The organism is Paenibacillus sabuli, assembly GCF_014705605.1.
GTDB classification, from domain to species: Bacteria; Bacillota; Bacilli; order Paenibacillales; family Paenibacillaceae; genus Paenibacillus_D; species Paenibacillus_D sabuli.
Genome location: NZ_JACXIZ010000003.1, coordinates 33,864 through 57,913, shown reverse-complemented (window position 1 = coordinate 57,913; position 24,050 = coordinate 33,864). Strand labels below are relative to the sequence as shown.

Genomic DNA, 24,050 nt, shown 5'->3' with positions numbered 1-24,050 from the left:
CGCCAGACTTTGCCTTTGCAGCATCTGCAATTTGTCGTATAATAACAAGATGTAAAGCGCTTACAAATTATAATGACAGGCCAGCTACAAAGGAGGCTCAAAGCGATGGGAAGGTGGCAACGTTTATATCGGCAAAAGGCGCTGCTTCGCATGATTTTCTCATATGCCGCCTTGTCGGCATTTTTGCTGCTGCTATGCGGGGGATGGCTATACTCGGAGGCCAACAAAATTTTGCTGGACGAGGTGTCCCGAGAGGGCCAAGGCCGCTTGGAAAGCTTCGAGCGCTTCGTGGAGCAGACCTTTTTGCAGAAATACAAGGAGTTGTTTTCCGGCAAGGTGATCGCCACAATCAATTCACACAGCAACGACGAGATCGACTATTTCCTGGATCGCGGCCATGCCGGCAATACGAGCCGGGTTTACCGACTCGTAAATGATCTGGGCATGACCGCCCAGTCCAACAAAGCGCTGCATAGCGTCAGCATTTCCTTTACCCAATCCGGATTCGCGGTGGACAATACGTTCTTCTACGCAAGGCCCGAGCATTCGCCGGATGCCGAATATCTGAGTCGACTCGGCGAACAGCCGATGGAGACGTGGCTGCCGCGTACCTATCCGGACGGCGAACGCGTCTTTACTTATATCTATACCCTGCCGTACAAGGCGACAGGGGACCGCATTCAAGGTTATCTGGCGATCAATGTGCGCCTGGCTGAGTTGGAGCGCGAGATTGCCTTCTTGCTCGCCGCTCCGTCGGAACGGCTGCTCGTGCTGGACCGCGGCGGCCAACCGATTGTCAATGCCGCAGGCGCGAGCGCATTGGATCGCGATATCCTGGCCGACCTGATTCAGGATAGCGGCAGCGGCTATACCATCGGCAGCGTGGACGGCGAGACGACGGTGACCTCATACTCCCGCGCGGCTGATTCGGCGGAAGGCTGGACGTACGTCATCGCCCGTCCGATGCATGCTTCCTTCCTTGCGTCGCGCAATCTGCAGCAGGATATCGTCAAGGTGTGCGTGTTCGTGCTCAGCCTCGGTCTGCTCGCAGCAGTCTGGCTCTCGCGCCGTACCTATCGGCCGCTCGGGGAAGTTATTCGCATGATCCGCGCGCGGTACGGCGCATTGCTGCCGGCCCAGACCGAGGAGAGCGAATACAAGCTGATCGACCAGACCTTCCGGGTGATGGACAACAACATTGTCCGCCTCAAGGACCGTATCCGCGATAGTGCGCTTGAGCAGCTGCTGGCCGGCAACCTTGCCCGGATCGAGGATTTCGAAGGCACCGACGGCTTCCGCTACTTTTCGGTCATCGAGCTCCAGCTGCTGCGCGGCGACGCCGCCGAGCTGCGTCGCCGGCTGCAGGAGACGCTCGACGAGCTGCGTTACGATATTTGCGAGGACGGCAAGCGGCGGCTGCGCGTCCTGGTGATGGATAACCGGGCCTCCGCGCTGGAGGAGGCGCCGCTCACCGCCCGGCTGCGCCGGCTCGCCGAGACGGGCGCCCCGAGTCTCGTGTTCGCCGCCGGCATCGGCGGCCCGCGCGCCGGACTGGAGGAGATCGTGCAGGCTGCGGAGCTGGCCGCCCGCGCGATGCGCCATACTTTCGTACTGGGGCCGTCCGCGATTGTCGCCGCATCCGAGCTCGATGCCCGGACCGAGCCGGTCAAGGGCATCGCCTACGAGCATCTGCGGCATGCGATCAAGTCCGGCGATCCGGAGCGCACCGATCACTTCTTCCGACAAGCCGAGGCGTCGTTGAGCGCCCCGGAGCTGCAGCTTGAGGCGGTCGAGCTGGCTTTGCTGCGCCTCTATAGCGTGTTGTCGGAGACGATTATCGAGTCCGGGCTGCACAAGGCGCTGCTGCCCGAGGCGGGCAGCTTCGAGGCAATCAAGCAGCTTACGCTGGCGGCAACGCTGGAGAAGCTGCGGCAGTTGGCCGGTCAGGCGAGCGAGCCCTTTAACCAGGACCCAGGCAGCGTCCATGCCGAATTGATCGGCAAGCTCAAGAACTATATCGATACCCATGCGCACGAGGATATCTCACTTTATGTGCTGGGCGAGCTGGCCGGCCTGACGCCGGCGTATGTCTCTACCCTGTTCAAGGAGACGCTGGGCGTCTCGTTCTCCGAATACTTGACCGGCGCGCGCATGGAGCGCGCCAAGCAACTACTCGCATCAAGCGGACTTACCGTCACCGAGATTGCCGCGCGCGTCGGCTATCGCAATCTGCAGTATTTCTGCACCCGCTTCAAGGCATACAGCGGCATGACGCCGAATCAGTACAAGAGCTCCGGAGCGGGCGCCCGCCAACAAGCGTAAGCCCGCCGGGCGCCGCCGGGTGCCGCCGGGTGCGTGATCCTTGTATATCGGCCCGTGCCGGGCTCGCCTGCCGTTGTCATCGCTTGCCGCTTGTCCGGCTGTCCGTGTCGGCCTGCTCGCCTCCGTCCGCGTGTCCGCCGGCCGGCCTGTAGGTCCGTTCGCTCGATATTCGCCTGTCCCTCCGCTACGCAGCGTCTTTGCACGGCCGCGCCGGCTCCCTCGAGCCGGCGTTTGTTTTTTTCGAACTGAGTGCGTTTTGATTGAAACGACTGCCGCCGCGTCTTCGTTTTTCGAAAATAACGAACGCCATTCCAAGCATTCAAACTGTTTATTTGGCGGTTCCGCTCGTATAATCAAGTCCTGTAAGCGATTGCAATCGCACAACCAACCAAACACCATTTGGCACGGTCCGCCGCCTGCGGCGCAGACGGCCGGAAAGGAGGAAACCGATGGTCGCGAGGCGCTTTTACAAACGATGGAGCGATTATAAGCGCAACAAGTATTTGTACGCCCTGCTCCTGCCGATTCTCGTCTGGTACGGGATCTTCGCCTACGGGCCGCTGTACGGCATCCAGCTCGCCTTCAAGGATTTTCAGATCATGCAAGGCATCGCCGGCAGTCCGTGGGTCGGGCTCAAGCATTTCCATTATTTATTTACCGCATCGCCCGATTTCCTGCAAATCCTCGGCAACACGATTACGATCAGCTTTTATCACATCGTGTTCGGCTTTCCCGCGCCGATTGTCCTGGCGCTGCTGCTCAATGAAATCCGGCACAACGGCTTCAAGCGGGTGACGCAAACGATTTCGTATTTGCCCCACTTCCTGTCCTGGGTCATTCTGGCGGGCATCCTGACGGTTATGCTCTCGCCGTCCACGGGCATCGTCAACGAGGGCTTGAGGTTGCTCGGTCTGGACCCGATCTTCTTTCTCGGCGATCCGGATTACTTTCGCTTTACGCTGGTCGTCTCCAACATCTGGAAAGAAATCGGCTGGGGCACGATTATCTATCTGGCTGCGCTGTCGGCGATCGATCCGCATCTATACGAGGCTGCGGTGATGGACGGCGCCAACAAGTGGCGCCAGGTGCTGCACATCACACTGCCGCAGTTGATGCCGGCGATTACGATCCTGCTCATCCTGCGCATGGGCAATGTGCTGGACGCAGGCTTCGATCAGATTCTCAATCTGTACAATCCATCGGTCTATTCCGTGGCGGATACGATCGACACCTATGTCTACCGAGCCGGCCTGCTGCAGATGCAGTTCAGCTTGACGACCGCCGTCGGACTGTTCAAAAACGTCGTTGCGCTGCTGCTGGTGCTATTTACCAACTTTATTGTGAAAAAAGCCGGGCAGGAGGGGCTGCTCTAGCCCCGCGCCGGAAAGGAGAAGCGCGCTATGCATTCCATCATGACTCGGGGCGAACGCCTCTTCCAGATTGCGGCAATCGGCTTCCTGACCGTTCTCTCGGCCGTCATGCTCTATCCCTTCGTCCATATGATCGCCGTCTCGCTGGATACACCGGTGCACGCGATCCGACCGGGCCTGCATCTCTATCCGCTGGAGCCGACGCTGGAGGCGTATCGCCAGGCCTTCCGCTACGACGGCATATACTACGGCTTCACCAATACGATCTTCCGCACGGTCGTCGGCACGCTGCTGGCGCTCTGCATCATGACAATGGGCGCCTATCCTTTGTCTCGCAAGTATTTGCCGCATCGCTACCCGCTGATGATGGTGATCGTATTCACGATGTTTTTCAGCGGCGGGCTGATCCCGTCCTACCTGCTCGTCAAGAGCCTCGGCCTGTACGACAGCGTGTGGGTCTACATCATTCCTTCGCTGGTCAATACGTTCTCCTTCATCATCCTGCGGAACTTCTTCATCACCATTCCAGTGGAGCTGGAGGAGTCCGCCAAGCTGGACGGGGCCAACGATATCCGCATCCTGTATTCGCTCGTCGTCCCGCTCTCCAAGCCGATCCTCGCCACGGTGGCGCTCTGGACGGCGGTCTATCACTGGAACGCGTGGTTCGACGGACTGATCTACATCCAGGATCAAAAGAAAATCGTGCTGCAAATCCTGCTGCGGCGACTGGTCGTGGAAAATCTCGATCAGGAGCTGCAAATGGCGATGCAGCAAGCCAACACACAGTACGTCGTGCCCGAAACGATGAAAGCGGCCGTGCTGATGATCTCGACGCTGCCGATCCTGATCGTCTATCCGTTCTTGCAGAAATACTTCGTCAAGGGCATCATCGTCGGCTCGCTCAAGGGCTAGTCGGCGAAGCCCCGTCTCGTCAAACAAAAGGAGGTCTATCGACCATGAAAAAACAAGCTTCACGTCTCGCGATGCTCGCGCTTGCATTGACGCTGCTCTTCGGCCTGCTGGCCGCCTGCTCGGGCGGTGCGAACGAGCCCGAATCCGGTGCCGACGGCGCCAACGGAACCGACACCGAAAGCGCGGGAGGCGCCGCGGAGGAACCGATGGACATCACCTGGCTCAGCTTCAACCCACCGACCACCGACGACACGCCGGTCCAGCAATACCTGGAGGAGAAGTACAACATCCGCATCACCAATATCCGCATTGACCGCGCAAGCTGGAACGATCAGCTCAATCCAAAGCTGGCGGCCCAGGAAATTCCCGACGTCTTCTTCATGTGGTCCGACCGCGATATCAACAATTATGCCCGCCAGGGGCTGCTGCGCGAGATTCCGCTCGACTCGATTCGCGAGGCGATGCCGCAGTACGCGGCGGACGTCGATGACATCGATCCGATGCTGTGGAGCAGCGGCCAGGTCGACGGCAAAAACTATGCGCTGCCGCAGTATTTCTTCTCCGGCTCGCTGCCGTTCGTCCCTGCGTACAACGGCAAATGGCTGAAGGCGATCGGCCGCGACGAAGCGCCGAAGACGCTGGAGGAATTCGAAGACGTGATCCGTCAATTCACAACCGAGGACCCCGATGGCAACGGCCGCGACGACACGTACGGCATCAGCTCCAACTTCAAGGACGGCAGCACCAACGCCTTCAACGAAGTGTTCGCGGCCTTCGGCATCCAGCCGTTCATGTGGATCGAGAACGAGGCGGGCGAGCTCGAATACGGTCTCGTGACCGAGCAGGCGCGTCAGGCCTTCAAAAAATTGCACGCCTGGATGGAGGCGGGCTGGATCGATCCCGAGTACATCACCAGCGACACGGCCAAGCACCGCAACGACTTCGTAAATGGCAAGTACGGGGTGTTCAGCAATATGTATTACGTCGCCAACCCGGTCAACGGCGCGGTCGGCAAGCCGTTCACCGAGAAAGACCCGGCTAACGAAATCGTTATGGGTCCGGTGCTGCAAAACATTGACGGCTCTCCGGGAGCAGGTTATTCGTGGGGCGTGAAGAACAACTTCATCGGACTGGGCATAGGCGTCGACGATGCCAAGGCGGCCAAGCTGCTGGAAATCTTCAACGATCTGTACAGCGACGAGGAGACGTATTTGAAGACGGTCTACGGCTTCGAGGGCGAGAGCTACGATATGGTCGACGGCGTGCCGCAGTTGTACCCGGAATATACCGACCCCGTCCAGCGCGGCGCTCAGCTCGGTGCAGGCAGCTATTACGGGCTGTTCGGTAGCAAGGCGATCGGCATGGCCAAGTACGACAGCACGAAGGAGGACATCGCTTTCCGCGACAAATACACGGAGGGACAACCGGCGATCTCCAACAAAGTGACGTTTAATCTGCCGTCGGGCGTCGATTATCCCGATCTGTCCAAGATTCAGGTGGAGTACTTCGTCAAGCTCGTCTCCGGCGAAGTGAACACCGGCAGCGGCTTCGACGATTTCGTCGCGCTGTGGAAGCGCTCCGGCGGCGAGGTGCTGACCGAGGAGGCCAACGAAATCTACGCTTCGCTGAAGGCGCAAGCCAATTGACACGGGCGCGCGACTCCGCCGAAAGCATGAAAACGGACAACGACCCGCATGAGGGGACGTACGTCCCGCTGTCCCGCACGACGCCGATCAACAGCGCCGAAGCAATCGTCGACCCGCTCTGGGACCCTTCGCGCAGCGGGCTGGCACAATGGGAGCGCGAAGCTGCCGCGGACAGCGGCGTGACGCTGCGCCAGGAGTGGTGCAAGGCCGCCTTTGAATGGGTGCGGGCGGCGCCCGGCGAACCGGTCCTGCGCTTGCGCCGCTACTGCGCGTTGGACTGCCGCGACTACGACCGGCTGGTCGTGTCCGCCGTGCTGCCGCCGCAGACGCGGCTGTGCATGCGGGTGCGCACGGAGCGCGGCGAATGCCTGGCCGAGCACTGCGCGCCCGATGCGCTCGCGACCGAGTACGCAGTAGCGCTGGATGGCGCGGAACGCGTGCTGGCGATCGAGCTCGCGTTCCGCGCCGCGGAGCGCGGCCCGGCAGGCGGCTGGCTCAACTGGCTGCTGCTGCAGAGCGCCGAGCGGCTGCCGCAGCATCTGCTCCAGTATGCCGGGCCGGACGACGAGCGCTGGGAGGGCGACCTGCAGCCGGAATCGTACGTACCCCGCTATGAGCCGTTGCACGGCTATGCCATTGACGCCACCGACGTGGCGGCGCTGCGCGGACGAATCGACGGGCGGCATGGACGGCATGCCGACGGGTGGCATGAGCAGTGCGCGGCGGGGAACGGCAAGGCCGGTCCAGTGAGGACCACCCGCCAGCCCCCGGCTAGCGACCGGGCGCAGTCATGCGCTGCGAGCCACGCAGCGGAGGACGCCTTGGAAGGTAACGCGGCAGCGGAGAATCGCCCGCTGCCCGGCTTCATCGAGCGAGCGCGGGCCTGGGCTGAGCAGCCGCCGGAGCGTTGGATCGGCGAATTCGTTAACTTCTGGGACGATACGCGCTTTTGCCGCGCGCGCGACCGCGGACGCTGGCTTGTCGGCCGCGCGCCGGAGCTCGCCGAGGCCGGGCTCGTGCTGCGCGACGAGCGTCTGCTGCGGATGGCGGCGCGCTATGCGCTGTCTCTGGCGAGATGCGCGCACTGGCACGATGGCATGATGTGCACGCTGCCGGGCGGCTTATTCGAGCATCGCTGCTTCGTCCAGTCGCTGGTCGTCTACGACCTCGCCTATACGCTCGATGCGGCAGGCGAGCTCCTCACCGAGCGGGGGCGCGCCTATCTGCGGCGGCGCATCGCCGAGGAAGGGCTCGCCGCGATCAATGCGACGAGCTGGCGTCACGAATACATCCATCACTGCAATCAACTGCTCTGGTTCTCGGCCGGGCGACTGCTCGGCTATGCCGCGCTGCTGCCGACGATGCCGCGCGTACGCCCCTATATGGAGCTAGCCTTGGAGGAGATGCGCGGCAGTCTGGCGAGCTCGATCCTGCCCGACGGCGGATACGTCGAGGGGCCAATCTACTTCCTCTGGACCGTGAAGCGCTACGCCCACGCGATCGAAGCGTACGCCCGCGCCACCGGCGCAGATCCGATGGCGCTGCTGCCGGAGCGACTAAAGGCGACGGCCGCCTACGCCGAACTGCTCGTATCCACGGCCGAGGACGGCGAGTTGATCCCGATCTGCGACGCCGTCCCGACCGACGACGATTGGCGCGCCTATGACGATGCGCTCGCCTTCCTCGCGCGTACGCTGCCGGACAGTCTGTGGCCGCAGATCAGCGCCAAGCACCGCCGGCGCAGCGGCGGCCGGGGCCAGACCTTCCTAGCCGCCGCGCTGCAGGCGCGTCTCGCTCCGGCACGCGTCCCCGCTCCCCGTCCCTTCGTGCAATTGCCGGAGATGGGCTGGATGGCTTCGACTCGCCAGCACGGCGCGCACGCGGTCAAGCTGTTAATCGCCGGCAATCGCGCCGGCGCCGGACATTGCCACGAGGACAAGGGCAGCTTCGTGCTGGAATACGCGGGCGAGACGTTCGCCGAGGACCCGGGCAGCTGCGATTACGGTCTGCCGCTCGCGGCGGAGCTACAGCAATGCCAGCGCCACAATATGCTCGTCCCGCTGCTCCCCGGCGAGCGGCCGCGCCCGTCCAATCCGCTGCCCGCCGATATCCGGCCCGCAGGAACAGGCGACGCGAGACAGCTGCATATCCAGGCCGAGCTGACGCCGGGATGGGAGGGCTACTACGCCTCCTGGACACGCAGTTGGCGCTCGGAGGAGCCGGGGCTGCTCACGATTCGCGACGAGTATGCGCTGGCGCAGGGCGATGCCGTCGACTTCTACTGGCAGACGAGGCGTCGCGTGACACGGCAGCCGGACGGCCGAATCCTGCTCACTGGCACACGAGGGCGGGTCGCGCTGCGCGTGCCGGAGGACTGCGCCGTCCGCATCGAGGAGCTGCCCGTCCCGGGCGGCACGATCCGGCGCATCGCGCTGCGCCGCGAGGGACGCACGGGCACGCTAATCGTAGAGGCCGAGCTGAGCGCGTTGACCGAAGGAGAAGGAGGCGATCGGACATGACCGACAATGATACGCCAGATTACACTTTGCTTGACTCCGATAGACCAGACTACGACACGCCCGACTGCGATATGGTGGCGGCGCGCTTCGCCGCGCCCGGACCGGACGAGCGACCGGCCCCCTTCTGGGTATGGAATGAAGCCATTACGCCGGAGCGTATTCGCTTCCAGCTCCGACAGCTGCAGAGCAGCGGCTTTGGCGGCGCCTTCGTCCACGCCCGCCCCGGCCTACTCACCGGGTACCTGTCGATGGAATGGTGGTCGCTCTGGTCCGAGGCGCTGCGCGTGGCCGAGGAGCTCGGATTGCGCCTCTACATCTACGACGAGCACGGCTATCCGTCCGGCTTCGGCGGCGGCGAGATCGCGGCCGCGCTGCCGGACTGCGCTGCGACCGGCGTATCCGCCCGCATCTACGATCTGGACGCGCCGGATGCGGCGCTCGCGCGGCTCCCTGAGGCGCTGCCCGAGCTGATCCGCGCCTATGCTGTTGCCGTCCCGGCGAATGGCGCGTCCCCAGGCTCCGGCACCGCGCCCTGGACGTCGATGGCGGACGCTGCCGGCGCACCTCTGGAGCTGACGCGGGACCTGACCGATGTCCCGATCGCGCAGTGGCCGGCCTACGGCCGCCGCTTCCTCGTATTCGAGATGCACCGCGCGACGCCGAGCCGCTGGCTGGGCGGCTTCACGTACGTCGATCTGCTGCGCCCGGAGGTGACGCAGCTCTTCCTGCAGCAGACGCACGAGGCGTACCGGCAGCGTTACGGCGACCGCTTCGGCACCGTGATCCCGGCGCTGTTCACCGACGAGCCCGAGATTACCGCAGGCAATCTGTACGCCAAGGACGACTACATGCTGCCGTTTAGCTATTGGCTGGCGGCCCGCTTCGAGCAACTGCGCGGCTACAGTCTGCTCGATCATCTGCCCTGTCTGCTGCTCGAGGCCGCCGGATGCGGAATTGTCCATACCCCGCAGCGTGTGCGCTACGACTATTACGCCACGATCCGCGAGCTCTGGGTGGCCGGGTCCGTGCAGCCGACGGCCGAGTGGTGCAGACGGCACGGCATCGCCTACACGGGGCACTATGTCGAGCACAACTGGCCGCACCCGTTCCATCGCACTTCGCCCGCGATCATGTCGCTGTACGAATATATGGACTGGCCCGGCATCGATCTGCTGCACACCTATCTGCTGCGGGAGGACGGCACCGATCCGCACGATCTGGTGACGCTGCGCGAGGCGCACAGCGCAGCCAATCAGCTCGGCAAAGCGCGCGTACTGTGCGAGGCCTACGGCGCCGGAGGCTGGGAGTCCTCGTTCGAAGACCTTCGCCGCATCGGGGACTGGATGCTCGTGCACGGCGTCAATTTCGTCAATCCGCATCTGACGCTCGACTCGATGACCGGTCCGCGCAAGCGCGACCACCCGCAGTCGTTCGACTGGCGGCAGCCGTGGTGGCCGCACTATCGCACGCTGAGCGACTACACTGCCCGACTGTGCGCCGCACTCGGGCAGGGCGAGACGGTGAATCGGCTGCTCGTGCTCAATCCGACCACCTCGACCTTCGTCATGACGCCGGCCGAGGAGCGCGAGTCCGGCTACCGCGCCCGCGTCGAAGCGACTCGCGCCTTGACACAGCGGCTCTGCGACGCCCAGTGGGACTTCGACTTCGGCGACGAGTTCATCATGGCGCGTCACGGCCGCGCGACGGACGGTCGGTTGCGTGTCGGACGGCGCACCTATGCGCTCGTCATCCTGCCGCCCGCAGTTCGTCATCTGACGGGCAGTACGCTCCGGCTGCTGGAGACGCTGCTGGATGGCGGCGGCGCCGTACTCGCGCTCTGCGAGCCGATCCGGCTCGCGGACGGCCTCGCGGAACCGCGGGCCGAGCAGCTCTGCCGCCACCCGGGGTGGCGGCAGGCAGACAGCCTGGACGCGCTCGATACGCTGCTGCGCGCGCGGTTGCAGCCGCGCCTCGTCTGGACGGACGCCGCTGCGGCAAGCGGCGCGCGCGACAGAGACGCCAGCGCGGCGAGCGACGCGTGCGACAGAGGCTCCGCAGAGCAAGACGCCGCCGCGCCGCCCCAAGGGCTGGCCCACCTACGCCGCGAGCTCGCGGATGGGAGCGCGCTCTACTTCGTCGTCAACAGCCACCCCGCCTCTCGCTTCGGCACAATCGAGGTAGAGGGCTCCTCGGCCGAGCGCTGGGACGCGTGGACCGGCGCGCGCACGCCGATCGGCGCAGCCGGTTCGGACGGGCGGTTGCGCATCGCCGCGACGCTGCTCGGCAGCGACTCGCTGCTGCTCCATGTGCAGCCTATTGCAAGGCCGAAGGGGGCGTCGCTGTCCCCGCTAGCGTCGCGCGCCGCAGCATCGGACGCGAATGCGGCCGTTGCGCCGAAATCCATCGGGGCCGGCTCCGCGCGAATCGGCCCGCTCGAAGTGCAGCCAGAGCGTCTCAACCTGCTGCCGCTCATGCATGTCGATCTGACGGTAGGCGGCAAACGGTACGCGGATATTCACACACTCTACGCGGCCAAGCGCATTTTCCAGCATCACGGCTTCGCAACAGACCCGCTCGAGTGCGGCGTCCAGTACCGCGACCGCGTGCTGGACCGGGACCGCTTCATGCCCCCGGACAGCGGGTTCGAGGCCGTATACGCGCTGCACGTCGACGATGCCGAGGCCGTAGCCGCCGATACCCGGTTGATCATTGAGCGACCGGAGCTGTACACCGTGGAGGTGAACGGGCGACCGCTCGCCGGAGACTTCGGACCCTCCTGGCTCGATTCCGAAGTCGGCGCTTGCTCCGTCGCAGGCTTGCTCGTCCCCGGGCGCAACGAGATCGTCCTGCGGGCGTCGCCGTTTCGCGTGCTGCATCAATTGGAAGCGATCTATCTTGAGGGCGGCTTTGCCGTGCGTGCGGACCGCGAAGCGGGGGTATGGACGATTGCGCGGCCGCTGCCGCTCCGACTCGGCTCGTGGACGGAGCAAGGATACCCGTTCTACGCCGGGGCGATGACGTATCGGCGCACGCTGGCGCTGGCGCCCGGCTTTCGCCGCGTCGTGCTCGGATTCCCGAGCTGGGCGGGCACCGTAGCGGTGGTCGAGGTCGACGGCGCGCAAGCAGGACTGATCGGACTCGACCGCGGCAACGAACTGGACGTCACGCGACTCGTCCTGCCCGGTGAGCAACACATTGCCCTCCGGGTGTACGGCAGCCTGCGCAATCTGCTCGGTCCCCACTTCGATCCGCGCCGGCCGCGCGGCTACGTCTGGCCGGGCAATTGGCGCGCCGGCGGGCAGCACGGCACGCCGCCTCCGACGCAATACGACCTGATCGCCTACGGGCTGCTGGAAGAGATGACGGTACGGGTGGAAGATTAGATCATGCCGTCTCGATTTTTTTTGACGAAAGGTGTTCCAAATGGTTTTAAAATGGTTACTTATAAAATGAGTGATTTCAGTTGTACCATTCCATCGTAAAGAAAAGAGGAGATCGAGTCATGCACGTACCGTTCCGTTCCTTGGCAAGCCGCCAACCCTATGGCGTGGCTGCCGCTTTTTTGGCGTTGGTCCTTGCCATGGGCCTGCTTGTCCTGCTGCCCGCCCAGACCCAAGCCGCGTCCCCGGCAGACGAAAAAATGGAGTTGGTCATTCAGCCTTACATGGAGGGGTACGCCGACGGGACCTTCGGACCGGAACGCCAAGTCACGCGCGCCGAGGCTGCAGCGATGGTCGCCCGCTTGTACGGCAGCGGCGATGCCCAAGGCACCGCCTCCTACCGCGACGTGCCGGCCTCGCATTGGGCCGCCGGCACGATCGCTTGGGCCGATGACAAGCAACTGATGGTCGGCTATCCAAACGGCGACTTCCGGCCGAATCGCTCCATCACACGCGCCGAGCTGGCGAGCCTGCTCGTAAGGGCTGCCGGTCACGCACTGCCCAATGCCGAGGACGGCGAGCCGTTCACGGATATGGACGGCCACTGGGCCGCCGCCAACGTCGCGCAGCTGAGTACTGCGGGCATCATCGGCGGCTACGTGGACGGCAGCTTCCGTCCCGACGAAGCCATCACCCGCGCCGAATCGGTGGCGATGCTCAACCGTCTGCTCGGCATGAACGGCGATTCGGACTCTGCGCCGCTGTATTCGGACGTCCCGGCACGCCACTGGGCGTATGCCGCGATTCAGGCGGCTTCGATTCGGTCGTAGCCGAGTCCAAAAGTAACCCTGAAAAGACGCTCCCTTCTTTCATTGGGGAAGCGTCTTTTTATTGCCGTGCAATCGCCGGGTCCGGCGAAGCAGCTGACAGAGATTACTGCGCGGAGCCGCCCGAAGAGAGGCGCTCCTCCCACATCATCCTGAGAATCTCCAGTTCCTCGCTGTAATCCGTTTTCGTCTCGTCCTTGCTGTACGTGAGCGTCTCCAGCACTTCCATCACGAATGCCGCTTCGCCGCGCGCGTCCCACTCGCGCTGGAGCGCTTTGTTGGGATGCGAGCCGGTCTGCAGCTGCATGATGCGGCTGTTCATCTTGCCCTTCAGATTCGAAGACGTCTCCAGCACCCGCACGGTGTTATCCTGGGTACGCGTGACGAAGATGCCCATCTCCGGCTTCATTTCCTTGTAGGCGGCAGCCAGGTCCTTCTTCCTCTGCTTGTCAAGCACGGTAGCCCATCTCCCCCAGCAGTCTGGCCAGCGTCTGCAGCCGCTCGCCGATCAATTCGCCGTCTTCGCTGAGCGCCTGATTGAACAGCCGCACATCCTCGTCGATTCGCTCGTTGTCCGTGCAGACGGCAACTGTCATGGCATCCCCTTGCAGGCCGACGCGACTGAGTACCGGCTGCTCCGGATCGTATAGTTTCTCATGCCTGTACGCTTCCTGGAAATGCACCTTGGCGCTGCAGATCAGGATCGCCAGATCGATCACGCGGTGCAGCGGCAGCTCCTCGGATTGACGAGACCATTTTCCGCCCGTATGGCGCCACACCTTTGCGGAGATGTCCAGCTTGCCCCGGTCGTTCCATTGCGCCAGGCCGAGCGACAGTCCCTTCGCGTCGGACTGGTAGGCGTATTTGCCATCGACCTGCTCGTAGTTCTCGCAGACGACGACCGGTTTGTGCTTGAGTGTTGTTGGAATCTTCATCGAAAAAAAAAGCCTCCCTTGCGTCTTTTCATTATCATTGCAGGTTCGTATTCATTGCAGTTTCTAATCACTGTAGGATTTCTATTTACTGATTTTATGATTTACTAATTTACTAAATATATAGCACTTATTGCAGCTTACTAAAATACTGGCGCCGCTGTCAAGTCTCATCATCCTCAATGTATACCCTAGAACGCTCTCAAGGCGCATGCCCGAGAAATAAGGCGGCATCCCAATCGCTGATTGACGCTTCGGGTACACACCACGGAAAAGCCGATCCATGCGGCCTGCCCCGTGAGCGACGCGATGTGGGCGAAAGTCAGCTTGTAATGGACATGAGAGACGCTTAGCACCGTTTTTTGGCTCACTTCAACGTGTAACGGTCATGAGCGACGCTTAGCGGGGATAATGGGCCGTGCAGGTGGCGGAAATGACCGCTAAGCGCCGCTGGTGTCCGTTAGAGCTTCCGCCGGCGTGACGCCGTCCCGCGCATGACCGCTCCGCACCCGTCTGGCCGTACCGATCTTACTGCACCCGTCCGCTTCGTCTGGAATTGCGCCGCCAGCCAGGTACGGGGAGACCTTAAAGGAGCCGTGGTGAGTCAAGCTTAAGTGTCACGCTGCGATGACGATGATGCTCCAACAGCGGCACCTGGCGCGTGGAGGCTGACACGCAAACATCGCCTATACGAAAAAATATGCCGCTCGCGCTTCGTGCAAGCGCGAGCGGCATAGCCGGGGACATGCAAACTCCTACGTACGAACACGCCTTATGCGCACACAGCCCATCTCGTCTGCGCCGAACCTCTAATCCAGACCGGGCGGCAGCAAAAAATCGAAGTCGCAGCCGCGGTCAGCCTGCAGCACCCGCTCCTGGAACAGGCGGCCGTAGCCCCGGTCGTACTGGCGCGGCGGCGGCGTCCATGCCGCCCGCCGGCGCGCAAGCTCGTCCTCGCCGACGCGGAGCTCAAGCCGACGGGCGGCGATATCCAGCTCGATCTCGTCGCCGTCGCGGACGAGCGCCAGCGGCCCGCCGATCGCGGCCTCGGGCGCGGCGTGCACGACGAGCGCGCCGTACGAAGTGCCGCTGATGCGGGCGTCGGAGATGCGCACCATGTCGCGCACGCCGCGGACGAGCAGCTTCTTCGGGATCGGGATCTGCCCGATCTCCGGCATGCCCGGCGCGCCGATCGGTCCGGCGTTGCGCAGCACCAGGACGCTGTGCTCGTCGACCTCCAGCTCCGGATCGTCGATGCGCGCCTGCAGGTCGGCCGGGCTGTCGAAGACGAGCGCACGGCCGACATGCCGCTTGAGCTGCGGCGAGACGGCCGTCTGCTTGATCAGGGCGCCGTCCGGGGCGAGATTGCCGCGCAGCACGGCGATCCCGCCCTCGGGCTCCAGCGGCTCCGCGAGCGGCCGGATCACCTTGCGGTCGAGCACCGCTGCGGACGCTACGTTGTCCGCCACCGTGCCGCCCGTCACCGTCACACAATCCGCGTGCAGCAGCGGCAGCAGCTCCTTCATCAGCGCGGGCACGCCGCCCGCCTCGAAGTATTCCTCCATCTGATATTCGCCGGAGGGGCGCAGATTGAGCAGGAACGGCGTGCGCCGGCTGATCGCGTCGAAGGTATCCAGCGGCAGCCGGCGGCCGAGCCGCTGGGCGATGGCGATCAGATGAATGATCGCATTGGTCGAGCCGCCGCTGGCCATCGTCACGGTGATCGCATTGGCCATCGCCTCTTCGGTCATGATGTCGCGCGGCCGGAGATCACGGCGCACCAGCTCGACGATCTGGCGGCCCGTCGCGACCGCCATGTGACGGCGCCGGCTGTCCGGCGCCGGGATCGCGGCGCTGCCGGGCAGCGCCATGCCGAGCGCCTCGGCGATCGACGCCATCGTGCTCGCCGTCCCCATCACCATGCAGTGCCCGTCGCTGCGACAGATCGCATTCTCCGCGACCGCCAGTTGCGCATCGTCGATGACGCCCGCCTTGTGATCGAGCGTGAAGCCGTAGCAGTCGGTGCAGGCGCCGAGCGCGCGACCGCCCAGCCGCCCGTTCAGCATCGGTCCGCCCGTCAGCACGATCGCCGGAATGTTGGCGCTGGCCGCCGCCATCAGCTGGGCGGGCACTGTCTTGTCGCAGCCGCCCAGCAGCACGACGCCGTCGATCGGGTGGCCGCTGAGCATTTCTTCCGTATCCATCGCCATCAGGTTGCGGAGCAGCATCGTCGTCGGCTTGATGTACGGCTCGCCGATCGAGATCGTCGGGAATTCCATCGGCGTGCCGCCCGCCTGCCAGACGCCGCGCTTGACGTAGTCGGTCAGCTCGCGGAAGTGCGAGTGACACTTGTTCAGCTCGCTGAACGTATTGGCGATGCCGATCACCGGACGCCGGATGTCCGCCTCCGTGTAGCCCATCGACTTGGTGAAGGAGCGGTGAATGAAACCCCACAGCTCCTGCTCGCCGAAGTACGCCGCGCTGCGCAGCGGCGGACGCTCCGAGTCCTTCCGCTCGGACGGGGCTTGCGGCTCGGGCTCGTCCGCTTCCCGCCAGCTGGATGTGCGGATTGTCGCGCCCCGCTCCGTCGGTCCAGCAGCCGCGCGATCCACCGGCGAGCTCGCCTTTGTCCGCTCCGCACCCGCCGCTCGGTCGTCTCTATCGACTCTGCCCATAGCTCCCGCCTCCTCGTTCTCTATGACTGAATCTCGCACTTCCTCGTTCTCATCAACGATCACTGCCGTATGCTCGCAGTCTCGGTCCACGGCTCGCGCCCCTTGTCCGCCATCGCAGCCTTTCCTTTTTGGCATCCGCTACACCAGCCCCAGCAGCTCCGGCGTCGGGCGGTGCAGCAGCTGCTCGATCACCCGCTCCGGGACGCGCGGCAGCCGCGTGCCCTCGGCCGGCGCATTGATGCCCTGCACCGCCTCCGCCATGCGCTCCGTCGTGAAGAACGGGTAATCCGAGCCGAACAGCAGCTTGTCCTGGGCGCCGTATTCGACGGCGGAGACGAGCGCATTGTAGAATTGCCACGGCCGGCTGCCGAGCGCCGAGACGTCCATGTACAGGTTCGGATGCTTGCGCACGAGCGCGATGCATTCGTCGATCCAGGGATGCCCCATGTGGGCGATGATCATCTTGAGCTCGGGGAAGGCGCGGGCAATCGGGTCGAGCGCGGCCGGACGCGACGCCTCCAGGTAGCCCTCAGGCACGAACGAGGTGCCCTGGTGCCACAGCACCGGCACGCCCAGCTCCTGCGCTTTGGCATAGAGCGCGAAGTGGCGCTTGTCCTCCGGATGGAAATTCTGGTAGATCGGGCCGAGCTTGAGTCCACGCAGCCCCAGCTCGCGCACCGCCGTCTCGAACTGCGCGACGCAATCCCAGTCGCTTGGATCGACGCTGGCAAAGCCGAACAGCCGGTCCGGATCGGATCGGCAATAGTCGGCCACGTACGCGTTGGGCACGACCATGCCGGTCGCATGCGCGGCAAAGGCGAGCACAATCGCGCCGCGATACGGCTTCAAGCTAGCCGCATGCTGCTCCGGCGTCGCCTCGATCCGCATGTCCTCGCCCCAAGCCCGCCGGATCGCCGCGTCCGCGGCGCCGCTGATCATGCCCGGACCGAATAGATGGGTATGGCAGTCGAATATCATGTTGGCGCCCTCCTTTGGCTTCTCACAATTCGCTGGCGGCGGCCAGATGGCCGCCGTCGACGCGCAGCGTCGCGCCGGTGACGAACGAGGCCTCGTCCGAGGCCAGGTACAGGCAAGCCGCCGCCACCTCGTCGATCGTCGCGGCGCGGCCCATCGGCGTGCGCGCCGACACCGGCGGCAGACCCTGCTGCTCGCGCAGACGGCGGTCGAGCGGCGTGTCGACAAAGCCGGGCGCCACCGCATTGACGCGGATGCCATGCGGCGCGAGCTCGACCGCCATTGATTCGCCGAGCAGAATGAGCGCCGCCTTGGAGGCGTTGTAGGCGGCGAGCTCACCGCTGCCGCTCAGGCCGTTCTTGGAGCTCATGTTGACAATCGCGCCGCCATGCCCGTCCGCGATCATGCGCCGCGCGGCGAGCTGCCCGAGCCGGAAGGCCGCCCGCACATTGACGTCGAACACCGCCTCCCATTGCGCCAGCGGGATGTCCAGGAACGCCTCGCGGTAGGCGATGCCAGCGTTGTTGACGAGCACGTCAAGCCCGCCGAGCCGTGTCATCGCCCGCTCCGCCGCCGCTTCGAGCGCTGCCGGATCGCCGAGATCGCACACCTCCGTGAGCGCGTTTGCGTCAGCGGCGCTATCCTCCCGCAATAATTGCAATGACCGCAAGGCCTCCGCGAGTCCCGCCTCGTCGCGATCGAGCAGGACGACCCTGGCTCCCTCGGCGAGGAAGCGCCTGGCGATGCCCAGGCCGATGCCCTGCGCGGCGCCGGTGACGAGCACCCGTTTACCTGCCATTCGCTGCATGCTGCATCCGCCTCCCTTCCGCGCTAGAGCACGCCGTACTTGTCGTACACCTGGCGCAGCGTCGAGCCCTCCAGCAGCTCGCGCCGCGTGTGGTTCTCCCGCGTCGCCTTGTCCAGTGCGATCTCGACCACTTCCGCGACCAGTGCGGACGGGATGACGACGACGCCGTCCCGATCGCCGAACACGACGTCGCCGGGATGGACCAGCACGCCGCCGCAGCGCACCGGGATGTCATAGTCGATGACCATGCCGCGCCCTTGCGAATCGACCGGCTTCGTCCCGGTGGCGAATACCGGGAAGTCGAGCGCCAGGATATGCTTCGTGTCGCGGATCAGTCCGTCCACGATCGCGCCGCGGGCGCCGCGCATCTTGGAAGCGGTGGAGAGCAGCTCGCCCCACAGCCCGTTGCGGATCGACTCGTTGGTGCAGCCGATCACCACCTCGCCCGGCTTGACGCTGTCGACGGCCTCGATCTCCTTGCCGTACGGCTCATCGGCGAGATGATGCACGTCGACCGACAGCACCGTCTTGGCCCGGCCCGCCACGACCCAGTCGACGTTGATCGGATTGATGTTCTCCCGCATCACCTGATCCCGGTAGCCGAGCTGGTCCAGCGTATCGGAGATGACTGCGGTATATAGCTCGCTGCACATCGTATCGAATAATTGGGTATCGTCCATTGCGTTGGCTCCTTCTTGAATAAATTGTCGTGCTCGCAAAAATGTCATACTCGCGCTCAGCCACATCGTAAGACGCGTTATTCTGGCTGCCGGCAGGAACTGCCCGGCGCAGCTGGATCGCCGGAGGTGAATAAATGGCTGGGCGCATAACGCATCAATGTCGCGCCGCGCGCATAGAACAGCGCCCCTGCGCCGTCCGCGGCCAGCAGCCGGGCGTCCTCCTCCAGCACCTCCAGCCGCGCCTCCCGAGGGTCGTAGCGCAGCAGCAGGCCGCGCGCGGTGGCATACAGCACACCGCCCTGCCAGACCAGCTCGGAGCCAGCCCGCCAGAAGTGCGCCGGCTGCGGCTGGTTCGTCTCCGGCAACGGCAGACTCTGCGTCACGCGCCGCGTCGCCGGATCGAAGCAGAACAGCCGCTCCGGCGTCAGTCCCCACAGCGCGCCGGAGGCGTCGAAGGCGAGGGCCGCCACCGCCGCTGCCCCGGGGATCGGCACGCCGCGCCACAGCGCGCGCGCGCCGGTCGGGTCCCAGATCAGCAGCTCCGCCTCGGCGGCGACCGGAGCCGCGCCCAGGCCGCCCCAGATCGAGCCGCCGGCATAGATCAGACCTTCTCGCACGGCCAGCGCGACGACCGATTGCCCGGGCAATACGTGGCGATGCACGCGCAGCCGCTCTTCTCCGGGCGCATACAGCGCCAGCGCGCCGCCATGCCGTCCGTAGGCCGGCACGGTGCCGATCGCCACCTCTTCGCCGCAGCTCGCGAAGGCGAAGGGCCGGTCCTGCTCGGCCCCCTGCAGCGTGAACAGCAGGCGCGGGTTGTCCCCCCGGACGAAGGGGCGAGCCGGATCGAACACATGAATCAGCGCCTTGGGGTACACCCCGATGTAGAGCAAGCCGTCGTGGCAGAGCATCCCCTCCGCCTGCCCGAGACCGCGATAGCCGGTGAGCGCGCCGCTGCGCGTGTCGCAGACCGCCAGCCCCCCGGCAAAATATCCGCCGCCGTACAGCGTGCCCCGTCCGTCCGGCGCCAGCGCCTGCAGCCTGACCGGCAGGCCGGGCAGCTGCGGATCGTACAGCCGGTAGACGTCGCGCTCCGGCGCGTAGACCCAGTAGCTGCCGTCGCGTCCCACACCGAGCAGACAAGGCCCCTCGGGCTGCAGCGGATGACCGCTCAACCAGCCGTAATCGCCTGCCGGCTCGGCCATCGGCAGCGACGTGCGAGACAGGCGTCTCGTCCGGACCTCATACCGATGCAGAGCGTCGTCCTTGACAAAATAGACGGCGCCGCGCGCATCCGGCGACGATACGCTGAGCCCCGCCGCCCCCTCGAAGCGGTCCGTCCACTCCCTCGTCTCCAGATCGTAGACGTAGCAGACGCTTGACGGCGTGATACGGACGAAGAGCCGGTCCAGCGCAATATCGAGATCGTAGACGAGCTGCTCTTCGGCGCACTCGGGCGGCAGCGGCAGCTCCGTCTTCGCTCCACTCTCGATGTCCAGGACAACCAGATGCGGCGCGATCGTGCCCGCGCCGACATACAGCTTGCCGCCGCGCGCCTGCATGCATCTGGCATACTGCTCGCCGGCCGCGACGACACCGTAATCGCGGAAGCGTCCGGTCGCCGGGTCGTAGCCGAACACCTTGCCGCCGGGATAGCAACCTCCGTAGATGCGGCCCGCCTCGTCGACGGCCAGACGCCAGGTGTAATACTCGCCCGCGATCATCTCTCCCAGATGCTCGACGCCGCGCTCCGGGGTGTAGCGGTACAGCACGCCGCTACCGCCGATGTAGACACCGCTCGGCGCGCTCACCACGCCCCAGCTATGATCCGAGCCTTCCAGCGGCAGAGCGTGCAGCGCCTCGCAGCGGATCGGATCGATCACATGCAGCATGCACGGGTTGCCTGTGGAGACGGCGTAGATGCGCGGCTCTCCTTCTTCCACGTCGAACGCGGAGGCCCAGATCGCCAGCCCGTCCAGCGGCTCGCCCAGCGCCTGCGCACTCATCCGCCCGGCTCCCGTGCGGCGGACGCCTGGCTGCTCCTTGCCTCTGCCATGCGCCCGTCGCGCTCCTCGCCATCCATCGCGCGCCCGGGCGACAGCGCCGCCGCCTCGTCCCGCGCTGCCGGATAGGCCAGCACTGCACCGAGCAGCTCCGCCGGCGAGCGCGCATAGCGCGCGAAGACGTCGGAGCATTGCTCCATCGGATAGACGCCGCTGATCAGCGGCCCGACCGAGATCGCGCCCTCGGCGATCAGCCGGATGTACTCGGCCATATTGCGGCCCTCGGTCCAGCGCACATAGGCGTATGGATAATCGACGCCCTCGCGCTCGTAGCGCGCATCGTAGCGCCCCGGTCCGCCGGCCCGCGAGGTGAGCACCGTCGCCTCCTTGGCGAACATCAGCTCGCGCGAGAACGACGGCTCCACATCGCCGACGAGCAGCACCTTGCCGCGATCCCGCACCCACCGCAGCGCCTGATCGATCAGGCCGTCGGTCTTGCCCGTGCAGACAATGACCGCATCCGCGCCCATCGGTCCCGTCGCCTCATCAAGGTGCTGCTGCACCGCCGCGGGGCTGTCTGCCGTGCGGGCGATGCCGGTCCGCTCCGCGATGCGCAGCCGCCCCTGCAGCACATCACTCACGATTACCCTGCAGCCCGCCGCCCTGGCAATCTGGGCGATCAATTGGCCGAGGATGCCAGCCCCGATCACGACGAGCGTCTCGCCGAAGTGCAGGTCCGCCTGGCGCAGCGCGTGGATCGCGATCGCGCCGAGCCCGACGGTGGACGCCTCCACGGCGCTCACCGCCGCGGGTACAGGCACCATCAGATGGCGCGGCACGAGTAGCCGCTGCGCATGGCGCACATACGGAGCGCCGTAGCACGCGACACGCTGGCCGACCGCCCAGTCCTCCATCCCTTGGCCGCGCTTGCCGATCACGCCGACCGCGCTGTAGCCAAGCACGATCGGTGTCGTCCGGCCTTGGCCGTTCATCATTAGCTCCGTGCCGGGGCTGATTGCCGAGTATTCGGTGTCAATTCGGACGTGGCCGGCCTCCAGCGGAGGTTCCGGTATGTCCGAGAGCCGGATCTCTCCTTCGCAAGATACTACCGCCTTCATGTCAGTGTTCTCCTTCCATCTGCCTGCGGCGATTGCGCCTTGCATTCGCCTGCCCTTATTCCTTCAATGCGCCGATCATCACGCCTTTGACAAAGTACTTTTGCAAAAACGGATAGATCATCAGAATCGGCAGCGTGGCGACGATAATGGTGGCAAACTTGATCGATTCGCTGATCCGGAATACCTCGTCCTGCGAAGCTCCGGTCAGCATGTTCTGCGCGGACGACTGAATCAGAATCTCGCGCAAGATGAGCTGCAGCGGAAACAGATTGCGATCCTGTAAATAAATCATCGCCGCAAACCAGCTGTTCCAATGCGCCACCGCGTAAAACAGCGTCATGACGGCGAGCACGGGCAGCGACAGCGGCAGAACAATCCGTAATAAAATACGAAAATCACCGGCGCCGTCGATCTTGGCCGACTCCACCAGACTGTCCGGTATCGTCTGAAAAAACGTACGCATGACGACCAGGTTAAACGCGCTGATCGCACCGGGCAGCAGCAGTGCCCACGGGGTATCGTACAGGCCGAGCTCGCGCACATTGAGATACATCGGGATCAACCCACCGCTGAAAAACATCGTAAACACAATAAATGCCATAATAAACCCGCGTCCGTCCAGCCCGCTGCGCGACAGCGGATAGGCGCCCAGCGTCGTCAGCACCAGATTGATCAGCGTGCCGCCTGCCACATACAAAAGCGTGTTGCGGTATGCTGTCCAGATCTGCGCATCCTCGAACACGAGCTTGTAGGCATCCAGATTAAAGCCAATCGGCCAAAAACGCACCCGCCCCGCGGCAATCGCATACGCATCGCTGAGCGAGGACACCAGCACGTACCACATCGGGTACAGGAACAGGAAGGCGCCCGCCAGCATGGCCAGCACGTTGAGACTGTCGAACGCGATTTCGCCAACGCTTCGTTTTACTACCATGTCGTGCCCTCCCCTACCATAGACTGGTCTTCGTCGCCTTGCGGCTGATGCGATTGGCCGCCAGCAGCAGCGTAAAATTGATGACGGAATTAAACAAGCCGACCGCTGCCGAGAAACTGTAGTCCGCCTCCATGATGCCGCGCCGGTAGACGAAGGTGGAGATGACGTCGGCCGTCGGATAGGTGCTCGGATTGTACAGCAGGATGATCTTGTCCCAGCCGATATTGAGCAACTGTCCGATATTCAGGATGAGCAGGATCAGCACCGTCGGCAGGATGCCGGGCAGTGTAATGTGCAGCAGCTGCTTCCATCGGTCCGCGCCGTCGATGACCGCCGCCTCATATAGACTCGGATTGATGCCCGAGAGCGCGGCCAGATAGATGATCGAATTCCAGCCGACGCTCTGCCACAGGCCGGAGCCGACGTAGATCGTGCGGAACCACTCCGGCAGAATCAGGAACTGGATCGGGCTGTCGACCACGCCGAGCGCGAGCAAGGCGCTGTTGATAATGCCGCCCGGCTTCGTGAAGTCGATGATCATGCCGCAAATGACGATCAGCGAAATAAAATGCGGCAGGTACGAAATCGTCTGCACGACCGACTTCAGCTTTTTGTGCCGCAGCTCGTTGAGCAGCAGTGCAAATACGAGCGCAGCCGGAAAAATAAACAGCAGCGAATACAAGCTGAGCAAAAATGTATTTTTGAGCAGGCGCCAGAAGTAGTAGCTCTCGAAGAAACGCTCAAAATGCTGAAATCCGACCCACGGACTATCGGCGATTCCCGCGTACGCGTTGAACTGTTTAAAAGCGATAATCGCGCCGTACATCGGTTTATATTCGAAGATCAGGAAGTACGCGACGACCGGGAGCAGCATGAGATACAAGCCCCGGTTGGCGTACATGCGCCGCCCGCGCGCCAGGCGCGGCCGCTTTGCCGCCGGTTGGACGGC

Annotated in this window: 17 protein-coding genes; 7 read left to right on the top strand and 10 right to left on the bottom strand. The window is 64.3% G+C overall.

The window, feature by feature from the left end:
* Positions 1-105: 105 nt before the first annotated feature.
* From IDH44_RS00750 to IDH44_RS00720, 7 genes are all read left to right on the top strand, one after another.
* Entirely contained in the window at positions 106-2,322 is a 2,217-nt protein-coding gene (locus IDH44_RS00750) for an AraC family transcriptional regulator (protein ID WP_190913757.1), read from the top strand.
* Between the two features lie 449 nt (positions 2,323-2,771).
* The gene (locus IDH44_RS00745; protein ID WP_190913756.1) at positions 2,772-3,695 is read left to right on the top strand and encodes an ABC transporter permease; all 924 of its coding nucleotides are present in this window, start codon (positions 2,772-2,774) and stop codon (positions 3,693-3,695) included.
* A 27-nt stretch (positions 3,696-3,722) separates the two neighbouring features.
* Positions 3,723-4,604: a carbohydrate ABC transporter permease gene (locus tag IDH44_RS00740; RefSeq protein ID WP_190913754.1), complete on the top strand. Its 882-nt coding sequence runs from the start codon at positions 3,723-3,725 to the stop codon at positions 4,602-4,604.
* Between the two features lie 44 nt (positions 4,605-4,648).
* A complete protein-coding gene (locus IDH44_RS00735; RefSeq protein WP_190913752.1) occupies positions 4,649-6,250 on the top strand; it encodes a type 2 periplasmic-binding domain-containing protein in 1,602 nt (533 codons plus the stop codon).
* The gene (locus IDH44_RS00730; protein WP_190913750.1) at positions 6,247-8,769 is read left to right on the top strand and encodes a heparinase II/III domain-containing protein; all 2,523 of its coding nucleotides are present in this window, start codon (positions 6,247-6,249) and stop codon (positions 8,767-8,769) included. The genes IDH44_RS00735 and IDH44_RS00730 overlap by 4 nt, the downstream gene beginning before the upstream one ends.
* Entirely contained in the window at positions 8,766-12,152 is a 3,387-nt protein-coding gene (locus tag IDH44_RS00725) for a glycosyl hydrolase (RefSeq protein ID WP_190913748.1), read from the top strand. Before IDH44_RS00730 ends, IDH44_RS00725 begins: the two co-directional genes overlap by 4 nt.
* Before the next feature lie 119 nt (positions 12,153-12,271).
* Complete coding sequence (locus IDH44_RS00720) at positions 12,272-12,979, top strand: S-layer homology domain-containing protein (RefSeq protein WP_190913746.1); 708 nt, start codon at positions 12,272-12,274, stop codon at positions 12,977-12,979.
* A gap of 103 nt (positions 12,980-13,082) precedes the next feature.
* On the opposite strand, the gene IDH44_RS00715 is transcribed toward IDH44_RS00720, so the two are convergent.
* The 10 genes from IDH44_RS00715 to IDH44_RS00670 form a co-directional block, all read right to left on the bottom strand.
* The gene (locus tag IDH44_RS00715; protein WP_317890082.1) at positions 13,083-13,433 is read right to left on the bottom strand and encodes a GIY-YIG nuclease family protein; all 351 of its coding nucleotides are present in this window, start codon (positions 13,431-13,433) and stop codon (positions 13,083-13,085) included.
* Complete coding sequence (locus tag IDH44_RS00710) at positions 13,426-13,911, bottom strand: DUF6530 family protein (protein ID WP_190913744.1); 486 nt, start codon at positions 13,909-13,911, stop codon at positions 13,426-13,428. The genes IDH44_RS00715 and IDH44_RS00710 overlap by 8 nt, the downstream gene beginning before the upstream one ends.
* An 806-nt stretch (positions 13,912-14,717) precedes the next feature.
* Positions 14,718-16,583 (bottom strand): IlvD/Edd family dehydratase, encoded by a 1,866-nt coding sequence (locus IDH44_RS00705; protein ID WP_190913742.1) that lies wholly within the window; start codon positions 16,581-16,583, stop codon positions 14,718-14,720.
* 138 nt (positions 16,584-16,721) lie between these two features.
* Positions 16,722-17,561, bottom strand: coding sequence for an amidohydrolase family protein (locus IDH44_RS00700; protein ID WP_190913740.1), 840 nt, complete (start codon positions 17,559-17,561; stop codon positions 16,722-16,724).
* A 22-nt stretch (positions 17,562-17,583) separates the two neighbouring features.
* On the bottom strand, positions 17,584-18,366 hold the full coding sequence (locus tag IDH44_RS00695) for an SDR family NAD(P)-dependent oxidoreductase (RefSeq protein WP_223869250.1): 783 nt from the start codon (positions 18,364-18,366) through the stop codon (positions 17,584-17,586).
* Positions 18,367-18,389: 23 nt separating this feature from the next.
* Positions 18,390-19,046: an RraA family protein gene (locus tag IDH44_RS00690; RefSeq protein ID WP_190913738.1), complete on the bottom strand. Its 657-nt coding sequence runs from the start codon at positions 19,044-19,046 to the stop codon at positions 18,390-18,392.
* A 77-nt stretch (positions 19,047-19,123) separates the two neighbouring features.
* Complete coding sequence (locus IDH44_RS00685) at positions 19,124-21,052, bottom strand: NHL repeat-containing protein (RefSeq protein WP_190913736.1); 1,929 nt, start codon at positions 21,050-21,052, stop codon at positions 19,124-19,126.
* Positions 21,049-22,167, bottom strand: a complete 1,119-nt coding sequence (locus IDH44_RS00680) for a zinc-dependent alcohol dehydrogenase (protein WP_190913734.1) — start codon at positions 22,165-22,167, stop codon at positions 21,049-21,051. Before IDH44_RS00680 ends, IDH44_RS00685 begins: the two co-directional genes overlap by 4 nt.
* Before the next feature lie 55 nt (positions 22,168-22,222).
* Positions 22,223-23,101, bottom strand: coding sequence for a carbohydrate ABC transporter permease (locus IDH44_RS00675; RefSeq protein WP_190913732.1), 879 nt, complete (start codon positions 23,099-23,101; stop codon positions 22,223-22,225).
* 13 nt (positions 23,102-23,114) lie between these two features.
* The gene (locus IDH44_RS00670) at positions 23,115-24,002 is read right to left on the bottom strand and encodes an ABC transporter permease (RefSeq protein WP_190913827.1); all 888 of its coding nucleotides are present in this window, start codon (positions 24,000-24,002) and stop codon (positions 23,115-23,117) included.
* Positions 24,003-24,050: the final 48 nt, after the last annotated feature.